The 21852-nt window shown below is 35.5% G+C and carries 19 protein-coding genes; 9 read left to right on the top strand and 10 right to left on the bottom strand.

Features of this window, described 5'->3' with window-relative positions; translation table 11 throughout:
* Positions 1 to 257: 257 nt before the first annotated feature.
* Positions 258 to 758, bottom strand: a complete 501-nt coding sequence (locus BLS98_RS19370) for a GNAT family N-acetyltransferase (RefSeq protein ID WP_089738565.1) — start codon at positions 756 to 758, stop codon at positions 258 to 260.
* Positions 759 to 840: 82 nt separating this feature from the next.
* Positions 841 to 1713 carry a 4-hydroxy-tetrahydrodipicolinate synthase gene (gene dapA / locus BLS98_RS19365; protein WP_089738564.1) on the bottom strand — a complete coding sequence of 291 codons (873 nt, stop codon included), beginning with the start codon at positions 1711 to 1713 and terminating at the stop codon, positions 841 to 843.
* 193 nt (positions 1714 to 1906) lie between these two features.
* On the opposite strand from dapA, the gene BLS98_RS19360 reads away from it, so the two are divergent.
* The 4 genes from BLS98_RS19360 to recO are packed head-to-tail and all read left to right on the top strand — an operon-like array spanning position 1907 to position 6558.
* Complete coding sequence (locus tag BLS98_RS19360; RefSeq protein WP_089738562.1) at positions 1907 to 2665, top strand: 5'-nucleotidase C-terminal domain-containing protein; 759 nt, start codon at positions 1907 to 1909, stop codon at positions 2663 to 2665.
* Positions 2665 to 3615, top strand: a complete 951-nt coding sequence (locus BLS98_RS19355; protein ID WP_089738560.1) for a bifunctional metallophosphatase/5'-nucleotidase — start codon at positions 2665 to 2667, stop codon at positions 3613 to 3615. Before BLS98_RS19360 ends, BLS98_RS19355 begins: the two co-directional genes overlap by 1 nt.
* A 1-nt stretch (position 3616) precedes the next feature.
* Positions 3617 to 5872, top strand: a complete 2256-nt coding sequence (gene porZ / locus BLS98_RS19350; RefSeq protein ID WP_181575101.1) for a type IX secretion system anionic LPS delivery protein PorZ — start codon at positions 3617 to 3619, stop codon at positions 5870 to 5872.
* Positions 5872 to 6558 carry a DNA repair protein RecO gene (gene recO / locus BLS98_RS19345; RefSeq protein ID WP_089738558.1) on the top strand — a complete coding sequence of 229 codons (687 nt, stop codon included), beginning with the start codon at positions 5872 to 5874 and terminating at the stop codon, positions 6556 to 6558. The genes porZ and recO overlap by 1 nt, the downstream gene beginning before the upstream one ends.
* 63 nt (positions 6559 to 6621) lie before the next feature.
* Here the strand turns inward: recO and BLS98_RS19340 are convergent, their stop codons facing one another.
* From BLS98_RS19340 to BLS98_RS19325, 4 genes are all read right to left on the bottom strand, one after another.
* Positions 6622 to 9300 (bottom strand): MGH1-like glycoside hydrolase domain-containing protein, encoded by a 2679-nt coding sequence (locus BLS98_RS19340; protein ID WP_089738860.1) that lies wholly within the window; start codon positions 9298 to 9300, stop codon positions 6622 to 6624.
* Between the two features lie 109 nt (positions 9301 to 9409).
* Positions 9410 to 10219, bottom strand: a complete 810-nt coding sequence (locus BLS98_RS19335) for a glucose 1-dehydrogenase (RefSeq protein ID WP_089738556.1) — start codon at positions 10217 to 10219, stop codon at positions 9410 to 9412.
* A 72-nt stretch (positions 10220 to 10291) separates the two neighbouring features.
* Positions 10292 to 10768, bottom strand: a complete 477-nt coding sequence (locus BLS98_RS19330; RefSeq protein ID WP_089738554.1) for a GNAT family N-acetyltransferase — start codon at positions 10766 to 10768, stop codon at positions 10292 to 10294.
* A gap of 2 nt (positions 10769 to 10770) precedes the next feature.
* Positions 10771 to 11388 (bottom strand): DUF1684 domain-containing protein, encoded by a 618-nt coding sequence (locus BLS98_RS19325; protein ID WP_089738858.1) that lies wholly within the window; start codon positions 11386 to 11388, stop codon positions 10771 to 10773.
* A gap of 130 nt (positions 11389 to 11518) precedes the next feature.
* Here BLS98_RS19325 and BLS98_RS19320 point away from each other — a divergent pair, with 130 nt between their 5' ends.
* Entirely contained in the window at positions 11519 to 13099 is a 1581-nt protein-coding gene (locus BLS98_RS19320) for a GMC family oxidoreductase N-terminal domain-containing protein (protein ID WP_089738552.1), read from the top strand.
* On the opposite strand, the gene BLS98_RS19315 is transcribed toward BLS98_RS19320, so the two are convergent.
* From BLS98_RS19315 to mqo, 3 genes are all read right to left on the bottom strand, one after another.
* A complete protein-coding gene (locus BLS98_RS19315; RefSeq protein ID WP_089738551.1) occupies positions 13096 to 13962 on the bottom strand; it encodes an AadS family aminoglycoside 6-adenylyltransferase in 867 nt (288 codons plus the stop codon). The genes BLS98_RS19320 and BLS98_RS19315 overlap by 4 nt on opposite strands.
* Before the next feature lies 1 nt (position 13963).
* Positions 13964 to 14365 carry a hypothetical protein gene (locus tag BLS98_RS19310; RefSeq protein ID WP_089738549.1) on the bottom strand — a complete coding sequence of 134 codons (402 nt, stop codon included), beginning with the start codon at positions 14363 to 14365 and terminating at the stop codon, positions 13964 to 13966.
* A gap of 74 nt (positions 14366 to 14439) precedes the next feature.
* Positions 14440 to 15945: a malate dehydrogenase (quinone) gene (mqo, locus tag BLS98_RS19305; RefSeq protein ID WP_089738548.1), complete on the bottom strand. Its 1506-nt coding sequence runs from the start codon at positions 15943 to 15945 to the stop codon at positions 14440 to 14442.
* Between the two features lie 524 nt (positions 15946 to 16469).
* Here mqo and BLS98_RS19300 point away from each other — a divergent pair.
* Genes BLS98_RS19300 through BLS98_RS19290 form a run of 3 tightly spaced genes read left to right on the top strand, consistent with a single transcriptional unit; the run spans position 16470 to position 19197 of the window.
* Positions 16470 to 17576: a hypothetical protein gene (locus BLS98_RS19300; RefSeq protein ID WP_089738545.1), complete on the top strand. Its 1107-nt coding sequence runs from the start codon at positions 16470 to 16472 to the stop codon at positions 17574 to 17576.
* A gap of 11 nt (positions 17577 to 17587) precedes the next feature.
* On the top strand, positions 17588 to 18409 hold the full coding sequence (locus BLS98_RS19295; RefSeq protein WP_089738543.1) for a hypothetical protein: 822 nt from the start codon (positions 17588 to 17590) through the stop codon (positions 18407 to 18409).
* An 11-nt stretch (positions 18410 to 18420) separates the two neighbouring features.
* Complete coding sequence (locus tag BLS98_RS19290) at positions 18421 to 19197, top strand: hypothetical protein (RefSeq protein ID WP_089738541.1); 777 nt, start codon at positions 18421 to 18423, stop codon at positions 19195 to 19197.
* 78 nt (positions 19198 to 19275) lie between these two features.
* Here BLS98_RS19290 and BLS98_RS19285 read toward each other — a convergent pair whose 3' ends face one another.
* On the bottom strand, positions 19276 to 20316 hold the full coding sequence (locus BLS98_RS19285) for an NAD(P)H-dependent glycerol-3-phosphate dehydrogenase (RefSeq protein ID WP_089738539.1): 1041 nt from the start codon (positions 20314 to 20316) through the stop codon (positions 19276 to 19278).
* Positions 20317 to 20541: 225 nt separating this feature from the next.
* Here BLS98_RS19285 and BLS98_RS19280 point away from each other — a divergent pair, with 225 nt between their 5' ends.
* The gene (locus tag BLS98_RS19280; protein ID WP_089738538.1) at positions 20542 to 21576 is read left to right on the top strand and encodes a M23 family metallopeptidase; all 1035 of its coding nucleotides are present in this window, start codon (positions 20542 to 20544) and stop codon (positions 21574 to 21576) included.
* Positions 21577 to 21852 lie beyond the last annotated feature (276 nt).

Genomic DNA, 21852 nt, shown 5'->3' with positions numbered 1-21852 from the left:
ATTTATTTCAATTAAATGTGAAATAGAAAATATTTTTTTAACATAATATATATACGCAAAAACTCCTGTATCCGAAAATACAGGAATTTAAACACTAAGGATGAAAAAAATATACTGATAAAAAGCTATGTCAGCTCAAAACCAAGCATATGAATGTATTATTATAAGTGATTTGGTTCTGAAACAAAGATGATTCAAAAAAAGAAATCACTTGTTATAGAATTACGGGATAAAGTTACAAAATTTTAAGTCAAATATCAGTGAATTAGAAACTCCATTAAAAAATCATCCATCACAAATCCGTTTCCGATATCAAAGACTCCCTCTCCATAAACCCTGTAGCCTTGGGATTCATAAAAGTTTCGGGCTGCATTATTTTTATTCACATTAAGGATAATTCTTTTATTTCCGTTCTCAGAAACTTTCTCATTTAAAAACTGAAGTGCACCTTTTCCAAATCCTTTTCCTTTACTTTCCGGAACAAGATAAATGCGATGAAGCTTTGTAGTTTGGTCTTCATAATTGTGTTCGTATCCAATAAACCCTTCATAAGAATGATTACTTTCATCTTCAATCAGATAATAATGATAATTGGGATTCTGAAGGTGATTTTGAATTTCCACTTCTGAATACATTTCAGAGAGCATATACTCCATTTGTTCTTCCGAAAGGATCTCTGCATAAGCGTTTTCCCACGATCTTCTTGCCAGATCCTGAATCAGGGGAATATCTTTCCCTGTTGCTTTAATTAATTTCATATTTTATGGATTATGATTAAAAAAAGTGAAAAGCCTGAACTTTTCACTTTGTTGTATAGTATGATGTTTAATAGACAAATTATTAAATCTTAGCCATTTCAGCTTTAATTTTACCATAAAGTCCTTCTGATGCCTGAACTAAAGGAAGTCTCAGATAATTCTTAATGATTCCTTTTTCAGCTAATACTACTTTAATACCGCAAGGGTTACCTTCTGCAAAAATAAGGCGTGTAATATCAACCAATTTATTGTGAATCTCATAAGCCTCTTTTACCTTTCCTTCAAAAGCCAATTGTACCATTGTAGAGAACTCTTTTGGATACCCCTGTCCGATTACAGAAATTACTCCATCACCTCCAGCTAACGTTACAGGAAGGGTATATTCATCATCTCCGGAAACTACAGAAAAACCTTCCGGTTTCTTTCTAAGGATATCAAAATACTGTAAGATATTTGGAGACGCCTCTTTAATCATAAATAGATTTGGGAATTCTGTTGCCAGACGAAGTGTAGTATCTGCATCAACATTCTGCCCAGTTCTGGACGGAACATTATAAATAATGATATTTTTCCCTGTAGAAGCTAAAGCCTTATAATGTTGGTAAAGACCTTCCTGGTTAGGTTTATTATAATACGGAGATACAGAAAGTACTGCTTCAAATGCAGAAAGATCTGCTTCTTCAATCTGTTTCTTGACTTCAAGAGTATTGTTCCCGCCAATTCCTAAAACCAAAGGAAGACGTTTATTATTTACCTTAATGATATGCTCAATTACCTGTTTCTTCTCATCATCAGAAAGCGTTGCAGCCTCAGCTGTAGTTCCTAATACTACCAAATAATTGGTTCCGTTATCAATGTTATAATCAATCAGTTTTGTTAAACTGTCGAAGTCAACGGATAAATCTTCATTAAAGGGTGTTACCAATGCAACACCTACTCCTTTTAAAATGCTCATCTGTTCGAATTATTTTTGCCAAATTTAATCATTTACAATAAGAATTTGTAATAAATAATAATGTTTTATTATACATATAGTTATATTTGCATATACTAAAAGATATTATGAAATCGCTATAATCGAAATTGTTTATAAAAACACCGAAATAACGGCGATTGCATATGACCTTTATAAAAATAATTTACAGCATATGAAAAATAAATTCTTGTTATTAGGAATTGCTCTGGCATCTCTTACCGCATGCAAAACGGCTTCTACACTGCAGCTTGCGAATGTAAAGACCCAGAAAAACATTTCTATTAATAATGAGCTAAAAAATGATGAGGAGTTTGTAAAATTTATTGAACCTTATAAACAGAAATTGGATAAAGAGATGAATCAAAAAATCTCGCATACCAATACAGACCTTACCAAGCAGGGAGATAACAGTAATCTTGGAAATCTTTTAGCAGATTATACCCTTGAAGGCGGTGATGAATGGACGAAAACCCACCTTAAACAAAATGTAGATGCCGCATTAATCAATATTGGAGGAATTCGTACTACGATTGGACAAGGTGATATCATGCTTAAAAATCTCTTTGAAGTAATGCCTTTCGAAAATGAACTCATCATTGTAAAAATGAAAGGGACAGATTTACCCGGACTTTTTGAATACTATGCTAAAACACAGGTAAACAATCCGGTTTCTCATTTATATATTGAAACAAAAAACGGACAATTAACCAAATCTTTAATTAACGGAAAAGAAGTAGATCCTAATAAGGATTACTATATTGCAACTTCAGACTATCTGGCTTTAGGTGGTGATAATATGAAATTCTTTTCAAAAGGAGAATCTATTCCTACAGGAGTAAAACTTAGAGATTTATACATAGATTATTTCAAGAGGAATCCTGAAATTGTTACTCCTACAGATGTTCGTTTAAATTTTATCGGTAAAAAGTAATGGATAGAAAAAGTTTTTTAAAAGCAATAGGTGGCGGATCTTTAGCAATGGCTTTAGCTCCCAATATGATGATGGCGGAAGAATTAAAAATTCTCAACTTAAAATCCGCGAATAAACTAACCATTCTTCATACTAACGATCAGCATAGCAGAATAGAACCTTTTGATGCAAGCTATACAAAGAATCCTAACCAGGGAGGCTTTGCAAGAAGGGCCAGCTTAATTCAGCACATCAGAAATCAGGAAAGCAATGTACTTCTTCTTGATTCCGGAGATATTTTTCAGGGAACCCCTTATTTTAACTTTTTTGGTGGTGAGCTGGAATTCAAATTAATGTCCATGATGAAGTATGATGCTTCTACTATGGGAAATCATGATTTTGATAACGGGCTTGAAGGATTTCTAAAGGTTCTTCCGAATGCGAAGTTCCCTTTCATCTGTTCCAATTATGATTTTAAGAATACAATTCTTGATGGGAAAACATCTCCTTATAAAATCTTCAATAAGAACGGAATCAAAGTGGGAATCTTTGGAGTAGGAATTCAGTTGGATGGCCTTGTAGGTAAAAAGCAGTATGCCGAAACCGTATATTCTAATCCGATTGATGTAGCCCAACACTATTCAAACCTCTTGAAAAAAGACCAGAAATGTGATCTTGTCATTTGCCTTTCGCATATTGGATACGATTATAAAGATGAACCCAATAAGGTTAGCGATAAACTTTTAGCCGCCAATACGGAAAATATAGATATCATCCTTGGTGGTCACACCCATACATTTTTACCGGAACCTCAGACATTCACTAACAGACAAGGAAAAAACGTTCTTGTTAACCAGGTGGGATGGGCAGGACTTCTTTTAGGTAGAATAGATTTTTATTTTGATTCAAACAAAAACGTACAGCATATTTCCTGGAACAACCAGGCAATAGACAGCAGCATAATAGCATAACATGAAAAAACTCTCTCTAATTTCTCTTGGTATTTTAGCCTCCCTGCAGTTTACAAAAGCTCAGGTCATTTCATCAAAAAAATGGGCAGATCTCTTTTCCTATAATAATGTCTTAACTATGAAGGAAGACAATGGACGAATAGTAGCTGCCACAGAAAACGGGATATTCTATTATACCATATCAACAGGAGAAATTACGAAATTGTCTAAAGCAAATGGTCTTCATAATATAGGCATAACGGCTTTCGATTATGATCCTAAAAGCAAAACAGGAGTTATTGGTTATGAAAACGGAGCCATAGATGTGGTTACTCCCAATGAAGTTAAATACATTGTTGATATTCCTATTGCCACTGGGTATAACGGAAATAAAAAAATCAATCATATTTCTATCACTGGAGATAGAGCCACCATTTCTGTAGGGTATGGAGTCTCAATATTTAACCTAAAAAAGAAAGAATTCATTGATTCTGCATTTTTCCTTAACGGAGGAACATTTGAAGCCAGTAATGAAGCTACCATATTCGGAAATAAAGTATACTCTGTTACCAATTCAGGTTTGAAGAGTCATGAAATAAATAATACATTCCCAGCATTCTCTACATGGGTTACTGAGGTTCCCGGAGCCTTCAAACACATTGATTCCGAATCTGAATTAGCATTTTCTTCTGCTACCGCTGCATTCATTTATAATAATGGAGCCCCTATTCAGTTGCCTATTAATCTTGGAAATATTCAGGATGTTGTTGTAACTGAGAATAATATTGTAGTTACAGACAGCAGAGTATATACATTTGGGCTAAACGGAACCAATTCGAATGCGACAGACTTTGGAGAGCAGTGTAATACTGCTACGATGGCTGGCGGAAGATTATTTGGAGGAACTGTATTATCAGGAATAAAGGATGAAAGTAATCATACCTATAGACCTTCAGGCCCAGAATTTAATTTTGCTTATAAGATAGGTATACACGATAACAATCAGTTATTGGTTTCCACTGGAGCAAGAGTGGGAAGATACAATGGTCCAATAAATAACCCTAAAAGACCTGGATTTTATTATTTTAATGGGACAGAATGGATTTATCCTTCTTACTTTAAAACTTTCACCGGAGCTATCAATGTATTAGACGCTATCCTTAATCCTCTTGATAATAGTGAAGTTCTCTTTGCAAACTATACAATGAGTTCCCAGGGAATCTATAAGCTAAAATATAATGCTACAAATAAAGACTTTGATTTTGTAAAATACTATCCAGTAAAAGCTACTTCTAACGAAAGACGAGCTGTAGGCTTTACAACTGATACTCAAAACAATATTTTCGCTGTATTTTCATATAATGATGGAGGTCCCGCAGTGGCAGTTTATGACAAGGCTAAAGATGATTTCAATCTAAAAGTATCTAATTTTAAAAGTGCATCCGTACAAAAACCTATCATTTATGAAAATATGTTATGGATACCTTTATCAAGGACAAATGCTTTTTGGGTGTATGACTATAAAGATCCACTCAACTTTTCTGATGATACCGACTATATATTAGATGAAAAAAATGGCTTTCCATCTACTGCTTCCGGAACATTATCTGTAGCCGCTGACAAATCTGGTGATGTATGGATTAGTACAGATAAAGGAGTAAGAGTCTTATCTAATGCTGCTACTGCAATAAAAGCTCCCGAACCTAAGGTTAGTCCTATAATTATAGAACAAAACGGGATTGGTGAAGAGCTATTCAGAGATTCAAGCATTCTTCAGATAGAACCAGACGGAGGAAATTATAAATGGGTTTCTGTAGAAGGAGGAGGTGTATATTACCTTTCTGCAGACGGTCAAAGAACCATCAAGCATTTTACCATGGAAAATTCTCCTCTTCCTACCAATACTGTTACCGATATAAAAGTAGACAGAAAAACAGGAAAAGTATATTTTGTAACTTATAACGGGATTGTAACTTATCAGGGCGATATCACAGATGTAACATCCAATTTTGGAGAAGTAATGGTCTATCCTAACCCTGTGGTTTATTCTAATTTCAAAGGAAAAGTTACCATTAAGGGACTAGCAGAAAAAACCAACATAAGAATCGTTGATGCTGCAGGAAATGTTGTACATTCTGCAATAGCACGAGGAGGAACTTATGAATGGGATCTTAACAACCAACGAGGAGCCAGAGTGGCATCGGGAATTTACTTTGTACTTATGACCAATGAAGATGGTTCTGATAAAGCGACAGCCAAAATAGGCGTAGTCAATTAATGAATACACAAAACGGTTTTTTACTTTCATTCATCAAATACGGGGAAAATGATGCTGTATTGCATTGTTTTACTGAGGAGGATGGTTTTCAGTCTTATTTTCTGAAAGGAATTTATTCCCGAAAAAATAAAAAGAAAGCCTTCCTGCAACCCTTGAATAAACTGAACTTCTCCATTAGTCCTGTAAGAGGTAATGGAATACCCACAATTTCAAAATTTGAGCTGATAAAAGGAAATGATGCTTATGCGGATATTAAGGCAGGTACTGTCATATTCTTTATTTCAGACTTTCTTAATCAGGTCCTCAAACTAGAAAATAAAAACCTTACTATATTCTTCAGTATTGAAAGGTTTATTGCTGAACTGGAACAACAAAACTATCAGTGTCACTTGCTATTTCTACTCGTTATACTAAAAGTACAGGGAGTTGCTCCTCTAATAGGAGAAGGAAATTTTTTGGATCCGGAAACAGGAACTTTTTCTACAATCTCCGCCCATCAGTTATTCAGTGAAGAGATTTCCATGATTTGGAAAAATATCCTCACTGCTGAGAATCTCTATAGTGTAAAAATACATTCCTCTCTAAGAAAAAATTTCCTAGACAGTCTTTTGGTATATTACCATTATCATATTACCGATTTTAAAACCCCTGCATCACTGGAAGTAATACAACAGATATTTGAATAGTTTTTAAAAGCAAAAAGTATTGATAGTCAGAGCAGAATATGAGTGGTCTTTCTCTATCTCATCTTATTCATTTTCTTTCCCTTTTACTTCTTCAACATCTTCAGGCATTTCCGTTTCAGATTCGGCCATTTCTTTTTTAGTAAACCTTGGTTGTAGTATTTTTGCAATAAGCCCTGTCCAGCCTGTTTGATGAGAGGCTCCTACTCCACGCCCATTATCTCCGTGAAAATATTCGTAAAATAGAATATAATCTTTAAAATCAGGATCAGTTTGAAATCTTTCATATTGCCCATTTACAGGACGCTTCCCGTTATCATCCTTTAAAAATATCTTTGCAAGCCGTTTATTTAAAGAGTCTGCTATCTGATCCAGATTTGAATAACTTCCGCTTCCAGTGGGGAATTCAATTAAAAAGTCAGGACTGTAATAGAAGAAAAAACGTTGGAGACTATCAATAATCAAAAAATTGATAGGAAACCAAATCGGCCCGCGCCAGTTGCTATTCCCACCAAATAATCCACTGTCACTTTCTGCGGGAGCATATTTTACAGAATAATCGGTTTCATTGAGGTTCAGGGTATAAGGATTTTCTTCATATTCCTTAGAAAGGGCCCTCACTCCATATTCGCTTAGGAATTCATCAGGATTCAGCATTCTTGCCAACAATCTTTTTAATCTATGCCCCCGAAGCAAAGACAAAAGATGTTTCGAATCCTGTCCTTTCACTTCCCATCTTGAAACCAAGGCTGCTAATTCTGGTTTATTTTCTAATACCCATTTCATTCTTTTCTTGAAGTTAGGTAGGTTTTCAATCATTTCATCATCTATCACCTCAACGGCAAACATAGGAATTAGCCCTACGATAGTTCTTAGTCGTAAATACATATGAGTTCCGTCACTGGAGGCAATAGCATCATAGAAAAACTCATCCTCTTCATCCCAAAGGCTGAAATTTTCATCCCCCATATTATCTAATGAATGAGCAATAGCCAGAAAATGTTCAAAAAACTTCATAGCCATTTCTTCATAAACAGGATTGTACAATGCAAGTTCAAGGGCAATACGCATCATATTCAGTGCAAACATGGCCATCCAACTTGTTCCATCGGATTGTTCCAACTGCTCTCCATTCGGAAGAACCGAATTCCGATCAAAGACCCCAATATTATCAAGGCCTAAAAAGCCGCCTTCAAAAATATTATTGCCATTGATATCTTTTTTATTTACCCACCAGGTAAAGTTCATCAGTAACTTCTGAAAAGCACTTTCTAAAAATTCCAGATCAGGTTTTTCTCTTAAATATTCATCAATCTTAAAAACTCGGAACACTGCCCAGGCATGTACCGGAGGGTTTACATCACTTAAATTCCATTCATAAGCAGGGAGCTGCCCGTTAGGATGCATATACCATTCAAATAAAAAGAGTTTCAGTTGGTGTTTGGCAAAATCCGGATCAATTAATGAAAAACTGATCGTATGAAAAGCCAGATCCCAGGTGGCATACCAAGGATATTCCCATTTATCAGGCATAGAAATAATATGTTCATTATTAAGATGCTTCCATTCATAATTTCTTATCCTTTCCCGGGATTTGGGCGGTGGTATTTCTGCAGGATCACCTTTCAGCCATTTCTCAACATTGTAATGGTAAAACATTTTGTTCCAAAGCATACCGGCAAATGCCTGCCTTTGAACCAATTTTTCATCCTCTGACTGAATTCCTTTCTGAATATCAGCATAAAATTCATCTGCCTCCTTATATCGTGTTTCAAAAATAGAGTCAAAATCACTGAACGGATCTTTTAGTTCCTTATCAGAAATTCTGAACTCATATACTTTGGATTCTTTAGCTTTAAAATATTCATCAATAAAAAATGATGCTTTTGTACCGGTATTTTTAGGATTAACTGCTTGAGAATTTCCTGTCAGTACAAAATCATTAATCCCATTCTTGCAATATCTTGACTCGTTGGAAGACTGATACAGTCTTTGATTGTTAGTCTCATTATTACAAAATAGCATTTTTGAAGATTGTTTTGCGTAGAAATTCTTAGTTTCAAGATCCTTATGGTTTATTCTGATATGATTCGCTTCTTCAGCAGACAATTGAGGTTTGTAATCATCATATCCCCAGTTCCAGGTATTCCTGAACCAGACAGTTGGTAAAATTACAAGGGCTGTATCTTTTTCTGCTTTATTAATTATTGTTAGCCGGACAAGAATATCATTTTGGCTCTCCTTGGCATATTCAATAAAAATATCGAAGTATTCATTGCTATCAAAGATTCCGGTATCAATTAACTCATACTCGGGTTCGTTCTTACCTCTTTCTGCATTGTTTTTTATCAGATCATCGTAAGGGAAGGCATTTTGAGGATATTTATACAACATCTTCATATAGGAATGGGTAGGTGTGGAATCCAGATAATAAAAATACTCTTTTACGTCTTCCCCATGATTTCCCTGGCCATTGGTAAGTCCAAAGAATCGTTCCTTTACCATTTTATCCTTTTTATTCCAGAAACCAACGGAGAATATCAACTTTTGGAGATCATCACATATTCCACAGATGCCTTCCTCACCCCAACGGTAAGTTTTGGCTTCTGCTGTGTCATGACTGGTATAATTCCAGGCATCTCCATTTTCACTATAATCTTCACGAACAAGTCCCCATTCACGGTTACTTACATAAGGACCCCATTTTTTCCATGAAATATCTGAAACTCTGTGTTTTTCTGACATAAGCATTAATTATGAGTAATGAATAATGAGCAATAAGTAATGTAAAATATAACTGCTTTTTATGACAACAAATCCAAACTTTAAACCTTGAGCTTTAAATCAAAGGCATTTACCCACCTGTAGAGAAACTCTCAAAGGTGGTCATTCCACCATCAACGAAAATACTGGTTCCGGTAATGTAATCAGCAAGGTCACTTGCCAGAAATGCAGCAAGGTTTCCTATATCCTGTGGTTGTCCGATTCTGTTATAAGGAATAAGGGTGAGCAGTGAATTGAGGGCTTCTGATGTACTCCATGCATTTTTATTGATGGGTGTTTGAATGGCTCCCGGACAAATAGAATTAACGCGGATCTTATCAGCACCATATTCCTGAGCTAACGTTTGCATAAGCATTCTAATAGCCCCTTTACTGGAGGCATAATTAGCATGTCCAGCCCATGGAATAATTTCATGCACAGAACTGATATGAATAATCTTTCCACAAGCTATGGAGCGGGATGTATCTATTCCCCGGCGAAGGAATTCTTTGACAGCTTCCCTTGCGCAAAGAAACTGTCCTGTAAGATTAACACCTATTACGGCATTCCACTGATCTAAAGTCATTTCAGTGAATTTCGCATCTTTTTGAATTCCGGCATTATTAATCAGAATATCTACAGTACCAAATTCAAAAACTACATCCTGAAACATCTTTACGACTTGGTCTTCCTGTGAAACATCACATTGATAAATAATTCCTTTCCCTCCGGCATCCGTAATTTCTTTCAATACCGATTTTGCTTCATCCTGAGATCTTGGTGAAGAATGGTTGACAATAACAATTGCACCTGCTGAAGCCAATGATTTTGCAATACCGGAACCAATACCGCTGGAGGCTCCTGTAACTACTGCTACCTGATTGTGAAGTGATATTTCCATAGTTGTAAATTGATGTTACTCAAAGTTATGGAAAGAAATCAGCAGTAAAAGGATTATAATTTTAAAATTTTATTAAAGTTTTTTATACATCAGATATTGCGGACCGCTCCTTCCGAGTCTTGTTTTACCATCATAAATATACCCTGCTTTCAGATAGATGTGATAAGCGGAATCATTTTTCTGATTCACTGCTAAAACAATTTCATCACAATGTTTAAAGTTCTCCTTTACGAAATCATCTACTATCATCATGGCTATTTTCCCAATTCCCTTACCTTGCATCTCAGGGTTTACAGATAAAGATCTTACCAGAACAGAATTTTGATTATCCGTAAGCTCGAATTTATCTTTTCCAAAATCAAGAACAAAAAATCCTGCCGGAACATTATTTTCCAGAATTGTAATGGGAAAGGCATCATTATCATCTCTTTTCTCAATATTTTGTAAGGCCTGATTGGCAGATGCAGTGAAACGCAACTGATTTTCATCTAAACTATAGCTAACCCCTGAAAGGTGCTCATTTGAGTTAAAGAATTCTAAGCTTACCATAATTAATGATGATAAATATCTTCATACATTACCCCTGCACGTATTTCCACAGGAAGTTTATTTTCTTCAGGAACAATCGGGCAATTATAATCGTAGGCATTATAAGCACAAAACGGATGATAAGACTGGTTAAAATCCAGAACAATAGTATTTCCTTTCGGTATTTTCAGATCCATATATTTCCCGCCACCATAAGTTTCTTTCTCATTGGTAGCATCTCGGAATGGTAAAAAGAGATCATTTTTATATTTTTCCTGTTTAATAAGGGCCAGACTTTGGTACAACGTTAATGTATAAGGCTTTCCATCCAATTCAAAGGTAGCTTTTCCATATTCTTTATAAGACTTTGTTTTACCAGAAGAGGTTGGTAATTCAAAAGGTTGTGCGTTTTCAGTTTTAACAAATTTTGCTGTCACCCGATATTTCAGATCAAAAGGAAAAAACGGATGCCCTTTAAAATTTTTTAAATTATCTCCACGTAAAGGAGTTTCCTTAGGATTCAGATATTCTGCATCAAGATTTTTTTGAAATTTTTTGATTTCCATTACTTCTTTTGAAACCATTTTCTGAGAAAAAGCCAATAAAGGAAGAAGTAAAAATATCAATATATATTTTTTCATGAGTTTTAAATTATAAGTAAAACTATGAATTTCCTGCAAATGAAAAGTTAAAATTTTAATAAAAAGTATAATCTGTTTTAAATAAAATAAGTTCCCGTTAATGTAGCATACTTTTTGAGCAGGAAAGCCCATGGACAGAAAGAAATTCATCAAAACGAGCATACTTGCTATATCAGGTTTTTATTTTCTACAATCAGATCTTCTTCAGGCAGCTGAAAGAAGAGCCAATACGGTAATAGAAACCATTGACGCTCCTATTATTATCATTGGAAGCGGATATGGAGGTGCTGTTTCTGCCCTGCGTCTGTGTGAAGCCGGAAAAAAAGTTGTTTTACTTGAAATGGGTCTTAATTGGGAAAAAGCAGGAATTCCATTCTCCAATCTTCTGAAACCTGGAAAAAGTTCTGCATGGCTGAAGAAGAAAAGTATTGCTCCTTTCATGAATTTATTCTCTCTTACTCCTTTTACCGGAATACTGGATCGTCTGGAATTTGAACATTTAAATATTTGGGTAGGAAGAGGTGTTGGCGGAGGTTCCTTGGTTAATGGCGGGATGGCAGTAACTCCCAAAGAAAGCTACTTTAAAGAAATTTTCCCCAACCTTGATGCTGAAAAGTTTTTTAATCATTACTTTCCACTGGTTCGGGAAGAACTCAAAGTAAATGTTATTGATGAGCAGTTTCTAAAAGAATGTCCTTATTATAAGTTCACAAGAGTAGGTGAAGCAGAAGCCCATAAAGCCGGTTTTAAAACCATGCGGGTTCCCAATGTATATGATTTTAAATACATGGAAAAGGAATATTTAAATGAAGTTCCCCGTTCTGCCCTCAATACAGAAGTAATCTATGGAAATAACCATGGAAAAAACAGTTTGGATAAAACCTATCTGAAAAAGGCCATGGAAACCGGAAATCTTGAAATACTGGATCTTCACTGTGTAAATCATATCAAGCTCAATGATGATAAAAGTTACACCCTCAATGTTCAACAGATTAACACTTCTGGAAAAGTAGTTGCAGAAAAGATTTTTAACTGTAAAAAACTAATTCTCTCCGCAGGAACGATGGGAACATTACAACTGTTGTTGCATTCCAATGCTGTAAATAATCTTCCTGTTCATGAAAAAGTAGGTAAGAATTGGGGGAATAACGGAAACTTTATGACCGGAAGAAACTGGGTAAAACCTTTGTCAGGCGGAACAGGTTCTAAACAATCAACCATTCCGGTGGGAGGGATTGATAACTGGGATGATAAAGAACATCCATTTTTTACTGAAATAGCTCCTTTACCAATGGGAATGGATGTTGCCACTGCTTTATATCTTCTCATCAACAGGGTAGATAAAAAAGGAGAAGTAGGTTACGATACCATCAATCAAAAAATTACTTTGAACTGGGATGAAAGCAATACCGCTAAAATGAGGGAAAATGCCAAATATTTTATCCGAAAAATGAATAATGCAAATGGAGGAACCAGAAGTCACCTCTTATTTAATAATGGTTTTGGAGCAGATATCTGTTATCATCCATTGGGTGGATGTGTATTAGGGGAAGCCACCAATGAGTTTGGAAAGCTAAAGGATCATGAAAACCTGTATGTACTGGATGGATCTTTAATCCCCGGAACCATTGGAGTGAATCCGTTTGTAACCATTACAGCCATTGCAGAATATTGTATTGAAAATCTGATCAGGCAGAATGAATTTGCTTAAGGCAGTACTTTTACTTCTGTAAGATAATTTCGGATGTCAGTTTCATGCTGAAGAGGATATTGAAAATTCAGTTTTTCTGACAAAGCAGTTCCAAAGTCATGAACAAGATCAGCAAAAGCAAACAAGGCAGCCCAATTTCCCTCAATATCACTGCCTGAGAAGGTAGCTTCTACTCTACTCCATAATTCTGCAGAAAGATATTTTTTAAAGAGTCTTCCATGTTTGTTGGTGGTTATATTATTCCAGTTATGAGAGCTTGCAATATACCATTCAATTAAAGGAACCAGATAATCTGATCTCAATATATTTTCAGATATGAATTTAGCATAGAAAATATCGCCACGTTTAAGGCATTTTGCCACATAGGTTGTATCCCACCAGAAATCATTCAGTAACTGTTTGAACTCTTTTTCTGTTGGCTGATGAATCATAATAGTTTGATAAGTGGGAGCCTTCAAATTCTTTGTAAGACCATCTTTATCAACTAAAACTTTATATCCTAGATCCCAGTCTTCCGGAAGTATTTCTTCCTTCACCTCTTCACAGAATTCAGACACCTGATAAAGCTTAAAATCAACTTTTATATGATCTCTGTACAAGACCATTTTCATGGCATGTTTTCCATCAAAAGCAGTATCATCTTCTTCTATCATAGAAATAGGTTCTCCGAAAAGCTTAATCCATTCATTATTCTCCTCATAAGCCTTTCTGCTCTGAAAAACCAGTTCTACATCAAGATCACTAAAGTTATCCACAGGAGCATAGGGATTTACTAATGAGCTGGTTAAAAGAACAGCCCGGATATCCGGATTATTTTCTGCCCAGTGAATAATGTGTTCCAGCTTTTCTTCCCTTATCTTCATGCTAATAAGATTCTGATATTTTTACGCGATAAACATCCAATGAATTTCTTTTAATAGATTCTACAAAGAAACCTCCTTCTTCAGGAATAACTTCTTTAAGATCGAAACTTTTACAGTCTTTCGGTAATCCTGAAAAGATTAAAGTAAACCAAAAATCCTGCATAAAGGGAACGGGCGTCCAATAGGGAGAAATTGAAATATTCTCTGCATGAATCAGCTTGCTTCTATGCTCAGACTGGTTATCAAAAAGATAGGTTGAATGCCAGATCCTGATTAAATTCCCTAAAAATGGTGATGCGGGAAAGCAACAATGCACAATCACCTGTTTCTCTTCTTCTATTTTTGTCTGAAGAGATTCCAGGAGTTCTTTTGCAATAACCGGCTTTATAACTATTTCTTCCACCTTTCTATGAGTAATAAGGGATGAGCAATGAATAATGTTGTTGATACAGCCTATTCATTGCTCATTATTAATATTTAGTATTCTAATTCCAGCTTTTCCTTGGTATATTTTCTTACTTTTTCAGTAAGCTCAGGATGTTCTGACAGTCTTTGTCCATATGACGGAACCATTTCCAGCAACTTAGCTTTCCATTCTCCATTCAATTTTTCAGGGAAACATTTTTCGATCACAGTAAGCATTGCCTCTACTGCTGTAGATGCTCCCGGTGAAGCTCCCAATAAAGATGCAATAGTCCCATTTTTATTTACAACTACTTCAGTTCCGAACTCCAGTTTACCTCCCAGTTTATCATCTTTCTTAATGATCTGAACTCTTTGTCCGGCTACTTTCAATTCCCAATCCTCTTCTTTAGCATCCTTGATAAATTCTCTTAAATGCTGCATTCTTTGAGACTTCGTCATCGCTACCTGTTGAATAAGATATTTAGTCAAAGGAAGATTGTGCCACCAAGCTCCAAATAAAGATTTTAAATTTTTAGTATTTACACTTTCCGGTAAATCCAGATAACTTCCTTCTTTCAGGAATTTTGTTGAAAACCCTGCGAAAGGACCGAAAAGAAGTGCTTTCTGCCCATCAATAATTCTAAGGTCAAGGTGCGGAACAGACATTGGCGGAGCATCTACTGTAGCCTGTGTATATACTTTAGCATGATGTTTTTCTACCAATTCCTGATTATGTGTTACCAGCCATTGTCCGGAAACCGGGAATCCTCCATATCCTTCACTCTCTTTAATATCAGAGCTATCCAATAATGGAAGCGCATATCCTCCGGCACCAATAAATACAAAATCAGCATTCACCTCCTGTTTGTGACTATGGATTCTATCCTTCACTTTCATCTCCCACTTACCATCTTCTTTAGGGCTAATATCCTTCACTTCGTGATATAGGAATACCTCAACTTTTGAATCTTCCAAAAGATGTCTTCCCATTTTTCTGGTCAAGGTTCCGAAATTCACGTCTGTTCCCATATCCATTTTGGTAGCCGCCATGACTTCAGACTTATTTCTTTTGCTCATTACCAATGGAATCCATTCTCTCAGCTTATCATGATCTGTTGAAAATTCCATTCCGGAGAAAAGAACGGACTCAGACATTTTATCATGACGTTTTTTAAGATATTCAGCATCTTTTTCTCCAAATACCAAGCTCATGTGTGGACAAGCATTGATGAAGTCCTTTGGATCCTGAATATAACCTTTCGTTAATAAGTAAGCCCAGAATTGCTTTGAGATTTCAAATTGTTCTGCAATACTTTCAGCTTTCTTGATATCAATACTACCATCCGGGTTTTCCGGTGTATAATTTAGCTCACAAAATGCGGAGTGCCCTGTTCCGGCGTTGTTCCAAGCTGCTGTACTTTCTTTGGCAAACCTTCCTAGTCTTTCGAAGATGGCAATTTCAAGTGTTGGATCAAATTCATGAAGCAGCGTGGCTAAAGTAGCGCTCATGATTCCGCCCCCTATCAGTACAACGTCGTATTTAGGTTTCGGTGTTCTGCTTGTAAGCGATTGTGACATAATTTTAAATTTTAGTTCAAATTTCGGGAAAAGTTTTAAAAAGAGAAACGCGTTTAACGATTTTAACACGTTAATTTTTGTTCTAAAAACACTTCTTAATTACACAACACTATATAATGGAAAGTATCAATAAAGGAACATTGAAATGATTAATAATAACAATGACAAAAAGTAAATTTTAATTAAAAACAATCTATTTTTAATCTGCTCATAATTCACCAAAATGTAAGTAATTATCCCGTTAGCTCACTTCATTTGTTTTATATTAATAAAAATTCATTTAAACTTGTCGTATAAAAACATTTTAATCATAACCGTTTACGTCAATTTACTTTTTCAATAATAAGTGATTATATATTGAATTTTAAAAACGAAAAATCACCTTTTATTGATAATTATTCAAACAAATAGATTTAATTCTATATTAAAAATACAAATTAGTCATTTTTTATACGTATATTTAAATTGATTTAATACCATATTCCTGTGTATTTAATTAAAATTATTTCGTAAACATAGTAAAGATGAAAATTGTTAACTTCGTAAGTACATTTTTCGCAACAGTGGCATTAGCCCAAAGCGGAAGTGTAGGAATCAACACGTCCAAACCGGACCCTAGTGCAATTTTGCATATTGAAAGTTTCAATGGAATTTCAGCAACTGCCACTGCTACAATATCAGGAGGAGTGGTAACTGGAATTACCATTAATAATGGAGGAAGTGGATATCTCACAGCTCCTACAGTAAACCTTTATGGTGGTGGATCTATTGTAAACGGTGGTACAAAAGCTCGTGCAACTGCCAATATCACGAATGGTGTTCTTACAGGGATTACCATCAATAATGGAGGAAGCGGCTATACCAGCACTCCCACAGTTGTCATCTCCGGAGGAAACAAAGGAATGTTATTCCCAAACCTGAACATTACCAGTCTCAGTAATACAACATCTCCGGTAGCTTCTCCTGCGAATGCTCTTATAGGCTTTAATGGTGGAACTAATAGCAACAATAAAGCTCTGCACGTTTTCAATGGCACTTTAAATCAATGGCAAAGTACTATTGACGCTGAAAACACACCTAAAGTTGCTTATCTTGATTTTACCGGAAGTTTATCCGCTCTGGATAATGCAGCTGCCGGTGTCAACACGCAACTATTAGTAAATCTTCCTACTATATCCGGTGTGTCCAATATTAACGGGTTTAAAATTGTTCAGAATCCAAGCTCAGGAGGATACTCTCTGGTTCTTCCTCAGGGAAATTATCTGGTAGAAGTGAACCTTAATTTAAATTCTCCTCCGGAAAGCCCTTCCGGGCAAGGTGGTACAGCTCCTCTTACCGGCAGTACTTACTATCTGATGGGGTATTTTATAGATTTCACCAATGACGTATACATTAATACAAGCAATACATTTACACCAGGTACGAATACAAGAAAAGAAGTCCCAATTGTTTCAAAACTGAACACCAACCATTTAGCAACATGGTCCTATTATTACAGTGTTCCTGTTAATCCTAATGCCAACATTATCGGAGGATTAAGATTACGACTGGGAAGAATGCAGAACAGTACTTTTTATGATCTTGTGAATGTAATTCCTACAGGATCTTATATTAAAATATCACAACTCTAAAAACACAAAAAATGAAAAGAAGTTATATACTGCTATTATTTATCATAGCACAGATTTCATATGCACAAGTAGGAATTGGCAAAACAACAATTAACGGCTCTGCCGTGTTGGAAGTATCGGAGTCTACTAATAAAGGAGTTCTTCTTCCTAGAGTTGATATTACAGACATTCTAAATAATATCAGCCCTGTTATTAATCCTACTCCGGGTCTTATCATATATAACAAAGGGAATTCAATTAGTCCTGGTATTTATATATGGAAAAATAACAGATGGACACAGATGGCGGACACCTATAATCTGGTAAGTTATATGATGCTTCAACGCACCACCGATTATCCTATATTGGGGAATTTCACAAATGGCACGTTTAAAAACTTCAATGATGTGGCTTTTACTGTAATCTCCAATGATATTGGAGCTTCTTATAATGCATCAACAGGAGCTATTACACTTCCTGGAAACAGTGGATATCTGGTAAATGTATGTCTTAATATAAGAACAGCGCTGGAAACTTCCACTGCGGGAATTGGAAATACTACTGTACATCTCCATCAGTATCTTGTAAAACTTGTTGACCCTGTTTCCGGAGCTCAATACGGAAAAACGATAAGCATTAACGCCCAGTCTATAGCAAGTAATAAAACCCATACCTTAAATATGAGTTTTTCATTTGTAACAACTTCGGCGACACCTATTACACTTATCCCTTCCATTGCTCATGATGCAGGAGGTACTTATCAATTGGGTGCGGGAGGTTCTGCTCCAAATAATGGAGAGGTCATTGTCACCAATGCAAAAGTAGATATTCAAAGATCAGCCCTTAACCAATAATCAATATTACAATGAAAACCTATATTTATATTGTTTGTATACCTTTAATACTGTTTGCGACATTTGTTAATGCGCAAGTTGGTATTAATACAATCACACCCAATGCAAGCAGCGCTTTAGACATTAATTCTTCTAATAAGGGGGTACTCTTTCCACAATACGATCTAACAGTGCTCAATAGTACATCAATTCCAGTTGCAAACCCTACAGATGGTCTTATGATTTACAATAAAGGAGGTTCTTCTACTTTTCCTAAAGGATATTATGTATGGATTCGAGATCAATGGCAACGTCTCATCATTTCCGGTGCTGAACCTCAGGCTATGTCGTTAATTATTAGTTCAGGGGTTTTAATTCCTACCGGAAGTACCAATAACACTCTTACCAATTTTACAGTAGCAGCTAATAAAATTACTGGAGCTTCCCTGGGGGCCGACACCTCTACTATTACTTTACCAGCCGGAACATATATTCTGCGCTATTCTGTAGATTCAAGTAATGCTAATAACAATAACGGAACTTCCAATACGCAATACCTTTCTCAAAATTTCACCTGTACACAATCCTATATGATTAATGCAGTTACTGGTACCAACATTACAGAAACGAATAGAATGTGCCAATTATCAAGTTCATTTACTTTCTTTCAAGGGAGTTACTTTTTAACATTGTCTGCTCCCACTACTATCAAACAAAAATTTGAATTTGATACAGGCAACGGATTTACAGCCAGTAATCTGAATGTAAGATCGTCATTGGCTTTAGTTATTACAAAAATGAGTCAATAGTGAGCTTCAGTTCTAACTCTACAGATCTATTTACAAAAAAATAAGGTTCTCACTTGAGAACCTTATTTTTTATTTTTATTAATTCAACTTTGCAGTTAACTTTTTAAATTGTTTTTCTGCATTTTTACCTTCATAAAGAATAGCATATACAGTATCAATAATTGGTAATTTCAAATTTTTCTGTTTGGATGTCTTGTAAATGGATTGTGCGGCATAATATCCTTCCGCCACCATGTTCATTGATTGGATTGCTGATTTTACAGTATATCCTTTTCCGATAAGGTTTCCAAGATTTCTGTTTCTTGAGAAGAGTGAATAAGCTGTTACCAATAAATCTCCCAGATAAGCACTTTCGTTTACATCTCTTGGTGCTTCATAAATTGCTTCCAGGAAAATTTCCATTTCACGGATCGCATTGGATACAAAAACAGCAGTGAAGTTATCACCATATCCTAATCCACTGGCAATACCTGCTCCGATGGCAAAAATATTTTTAAGAATAGCACTATACTCATTTCCCAGAATATCTTTACTGGTTTGTACCTTAATGAAATCTGAACTGAAAACTCCTTTCAGTTTTTCTGCAGTTTCATCTTCTACGGTAGCAATGGTAAGGTAAGAAAGTCTTTCCATCGCCACTTCTTCAGCATGACAAGGTCCTGCAATGACGGCCTGGTTTCTGAAACCAATTTTAAACTCATCACGCAGATAATGTGCTACTACATCATTTACTTTTGGAATAATTCCTTTAATTGCAGAAACAAAGATTTTATCTGAATAATCACAAGTCATCTTATCCAAAGTATCCGACAGGTAAATGGAAGGTGTTGCCAAAACAATAACATCGCAGGCAGAAACCAGTTCATTAATATCTGTGGTTAACTTTAAACTCTTTAGGTTAAAGTGGGCAGCTGTAAGGTAAGTCGGGTTATGCCCACGAAGCTCAATTGCTCCTTTTACAAACTCACTTCTTACACACCAGTGCACAACTTTACAATTTTCAACAAGCATTTTTACAATAGCAGTTGCGAAACTTCCGCTTCCTACTACTCCTACAGAAACATCCTTTTTAGTCTTTTTTGGATTCGAAGATTCTGAAATAATTTTCTTTTTAGCCATAATTGGAATGTGAACTGCAAATATATTAAACAAAGATTTAACAGAATACTTTAAGGCATGATAAAAAACCACTTTCTGAAAAAAATAATGCTTCAGCACAATTAAATATGCAATTCAGCGTTTGATACAGAAAAAACTGAGTTTTAATTAAGAATAACCAACAATACTTATTTTTAATTAAATTTGCAGTCTTAAAACCGTTTTAAATATTCTAAGAGAGGAAATATGAAAAAATTTCTAAACAGCAAGAAGAACGTAAACATTCTCCTGGGAGGACTTTTATTAGTAGTTTTTGCACAAAGTATCTTCATTGCCAAACTTTTCTCAGAGAAGGATGACAAAAACTATGAAGTGAACCTCGTAAAAATAAACACTGAAAAAGACAGTGTAGATTATCTGAAAATGAAAACTGATCTTACTCTTGTAGATCAAACAGTTTCTCAACTGAACTCTTTCCTGAAGTCTAAAGACATCTCCAATGAAAAGCTAATGATGCTTGATCAGGACAGTATTGCCAATTCTATTTATCTTTCCAAGCAAGCCAACCGATACAGCCAGTATCTGATGGACCTACAGAAAAAGTTGATGCAGGTTCCATTGGGTATGCCTACAGATGGATATATTTCATCTAATTTCGGTATCAGAAAAAATCCTATTCCATTTAAAACTGTTTTTGCTTCGGTAAAATCAAACGCTGCTACAGAATCTAAACCTGTTGCTGCAGCTGCTCCCAAACCGGAAGTTAAAGCTGAACCTGTGGAAAAAATAGTTGAACTTACAGACAGCTATGGAAATAAAAGAGAAGTTAAAGTGATGGTAACTCCAAAAGCTGCTCCTGTAGCTTCTGCATCGGCAGCTTCAACATCTGCTACTAAAGCCGTTGCCGGAACCTCGACTTCGAAAGCTTCGCCTATGGAAAAAAATAACCCTCCAGCTGAAGCAGATCAGATGCAGTTCCATAAAGGATTAGACATTGCTGTTGCATTCGGTTCTGATGTAAGAGCTGCTGCTGCGGGAACAATTATTTTCTCCGGACAAAAAGGAGGTTACGGAAATTGTGTCATTGTTTCTCACGGAAACGGACTGGCTACTCTTTACGGACATTTATCACAACTTGTTTCCAAAGTGAATGATAAAGTAAAAGTAGGTCAGGTGATTGCTAAATCAGGAAACTCCGGACGATCTACAGGACCTCATCTTCATTATGAAGTACATAAAAACAACACTCCGGTAAATCCGAGGTTGTTTATGAATCTATAAAAGAAAGCTGTCTCTCATGAGGCAGCTTTTTTTGGCTTCAAAAGATAGATTTTATATTTTTTGATGCTCTCGCTAGCCTTGCAGATTTTTCTTTTACATATCTATGAAAGTTTTTTTTAAACACAAAGAGCACTAATAATTTCACAAGTATCGCAAATTTAATTCTCACACTGATAGATCTGTGTATTCTAAGACATATGCAAATTATATCGTACTAAATTTACAAAAGGTTGTTCTCTTTTTACTACAGCAAACATTCTATACACGAGCTTACAA

The organism is Chryseobacterium jejuense, assembly GCF_900100075.1.
Taxonomy (GTDB): domain Bacteria; phylum Bacteroidota; class Bacteroidia; order Flavobacteriales; family Weeksellaceae; genus Chryseobacterium; species Chryseobacterium jejuense.
This window is presented reverse-complemented; position numbering and strand designations above follow the sequence as displayed.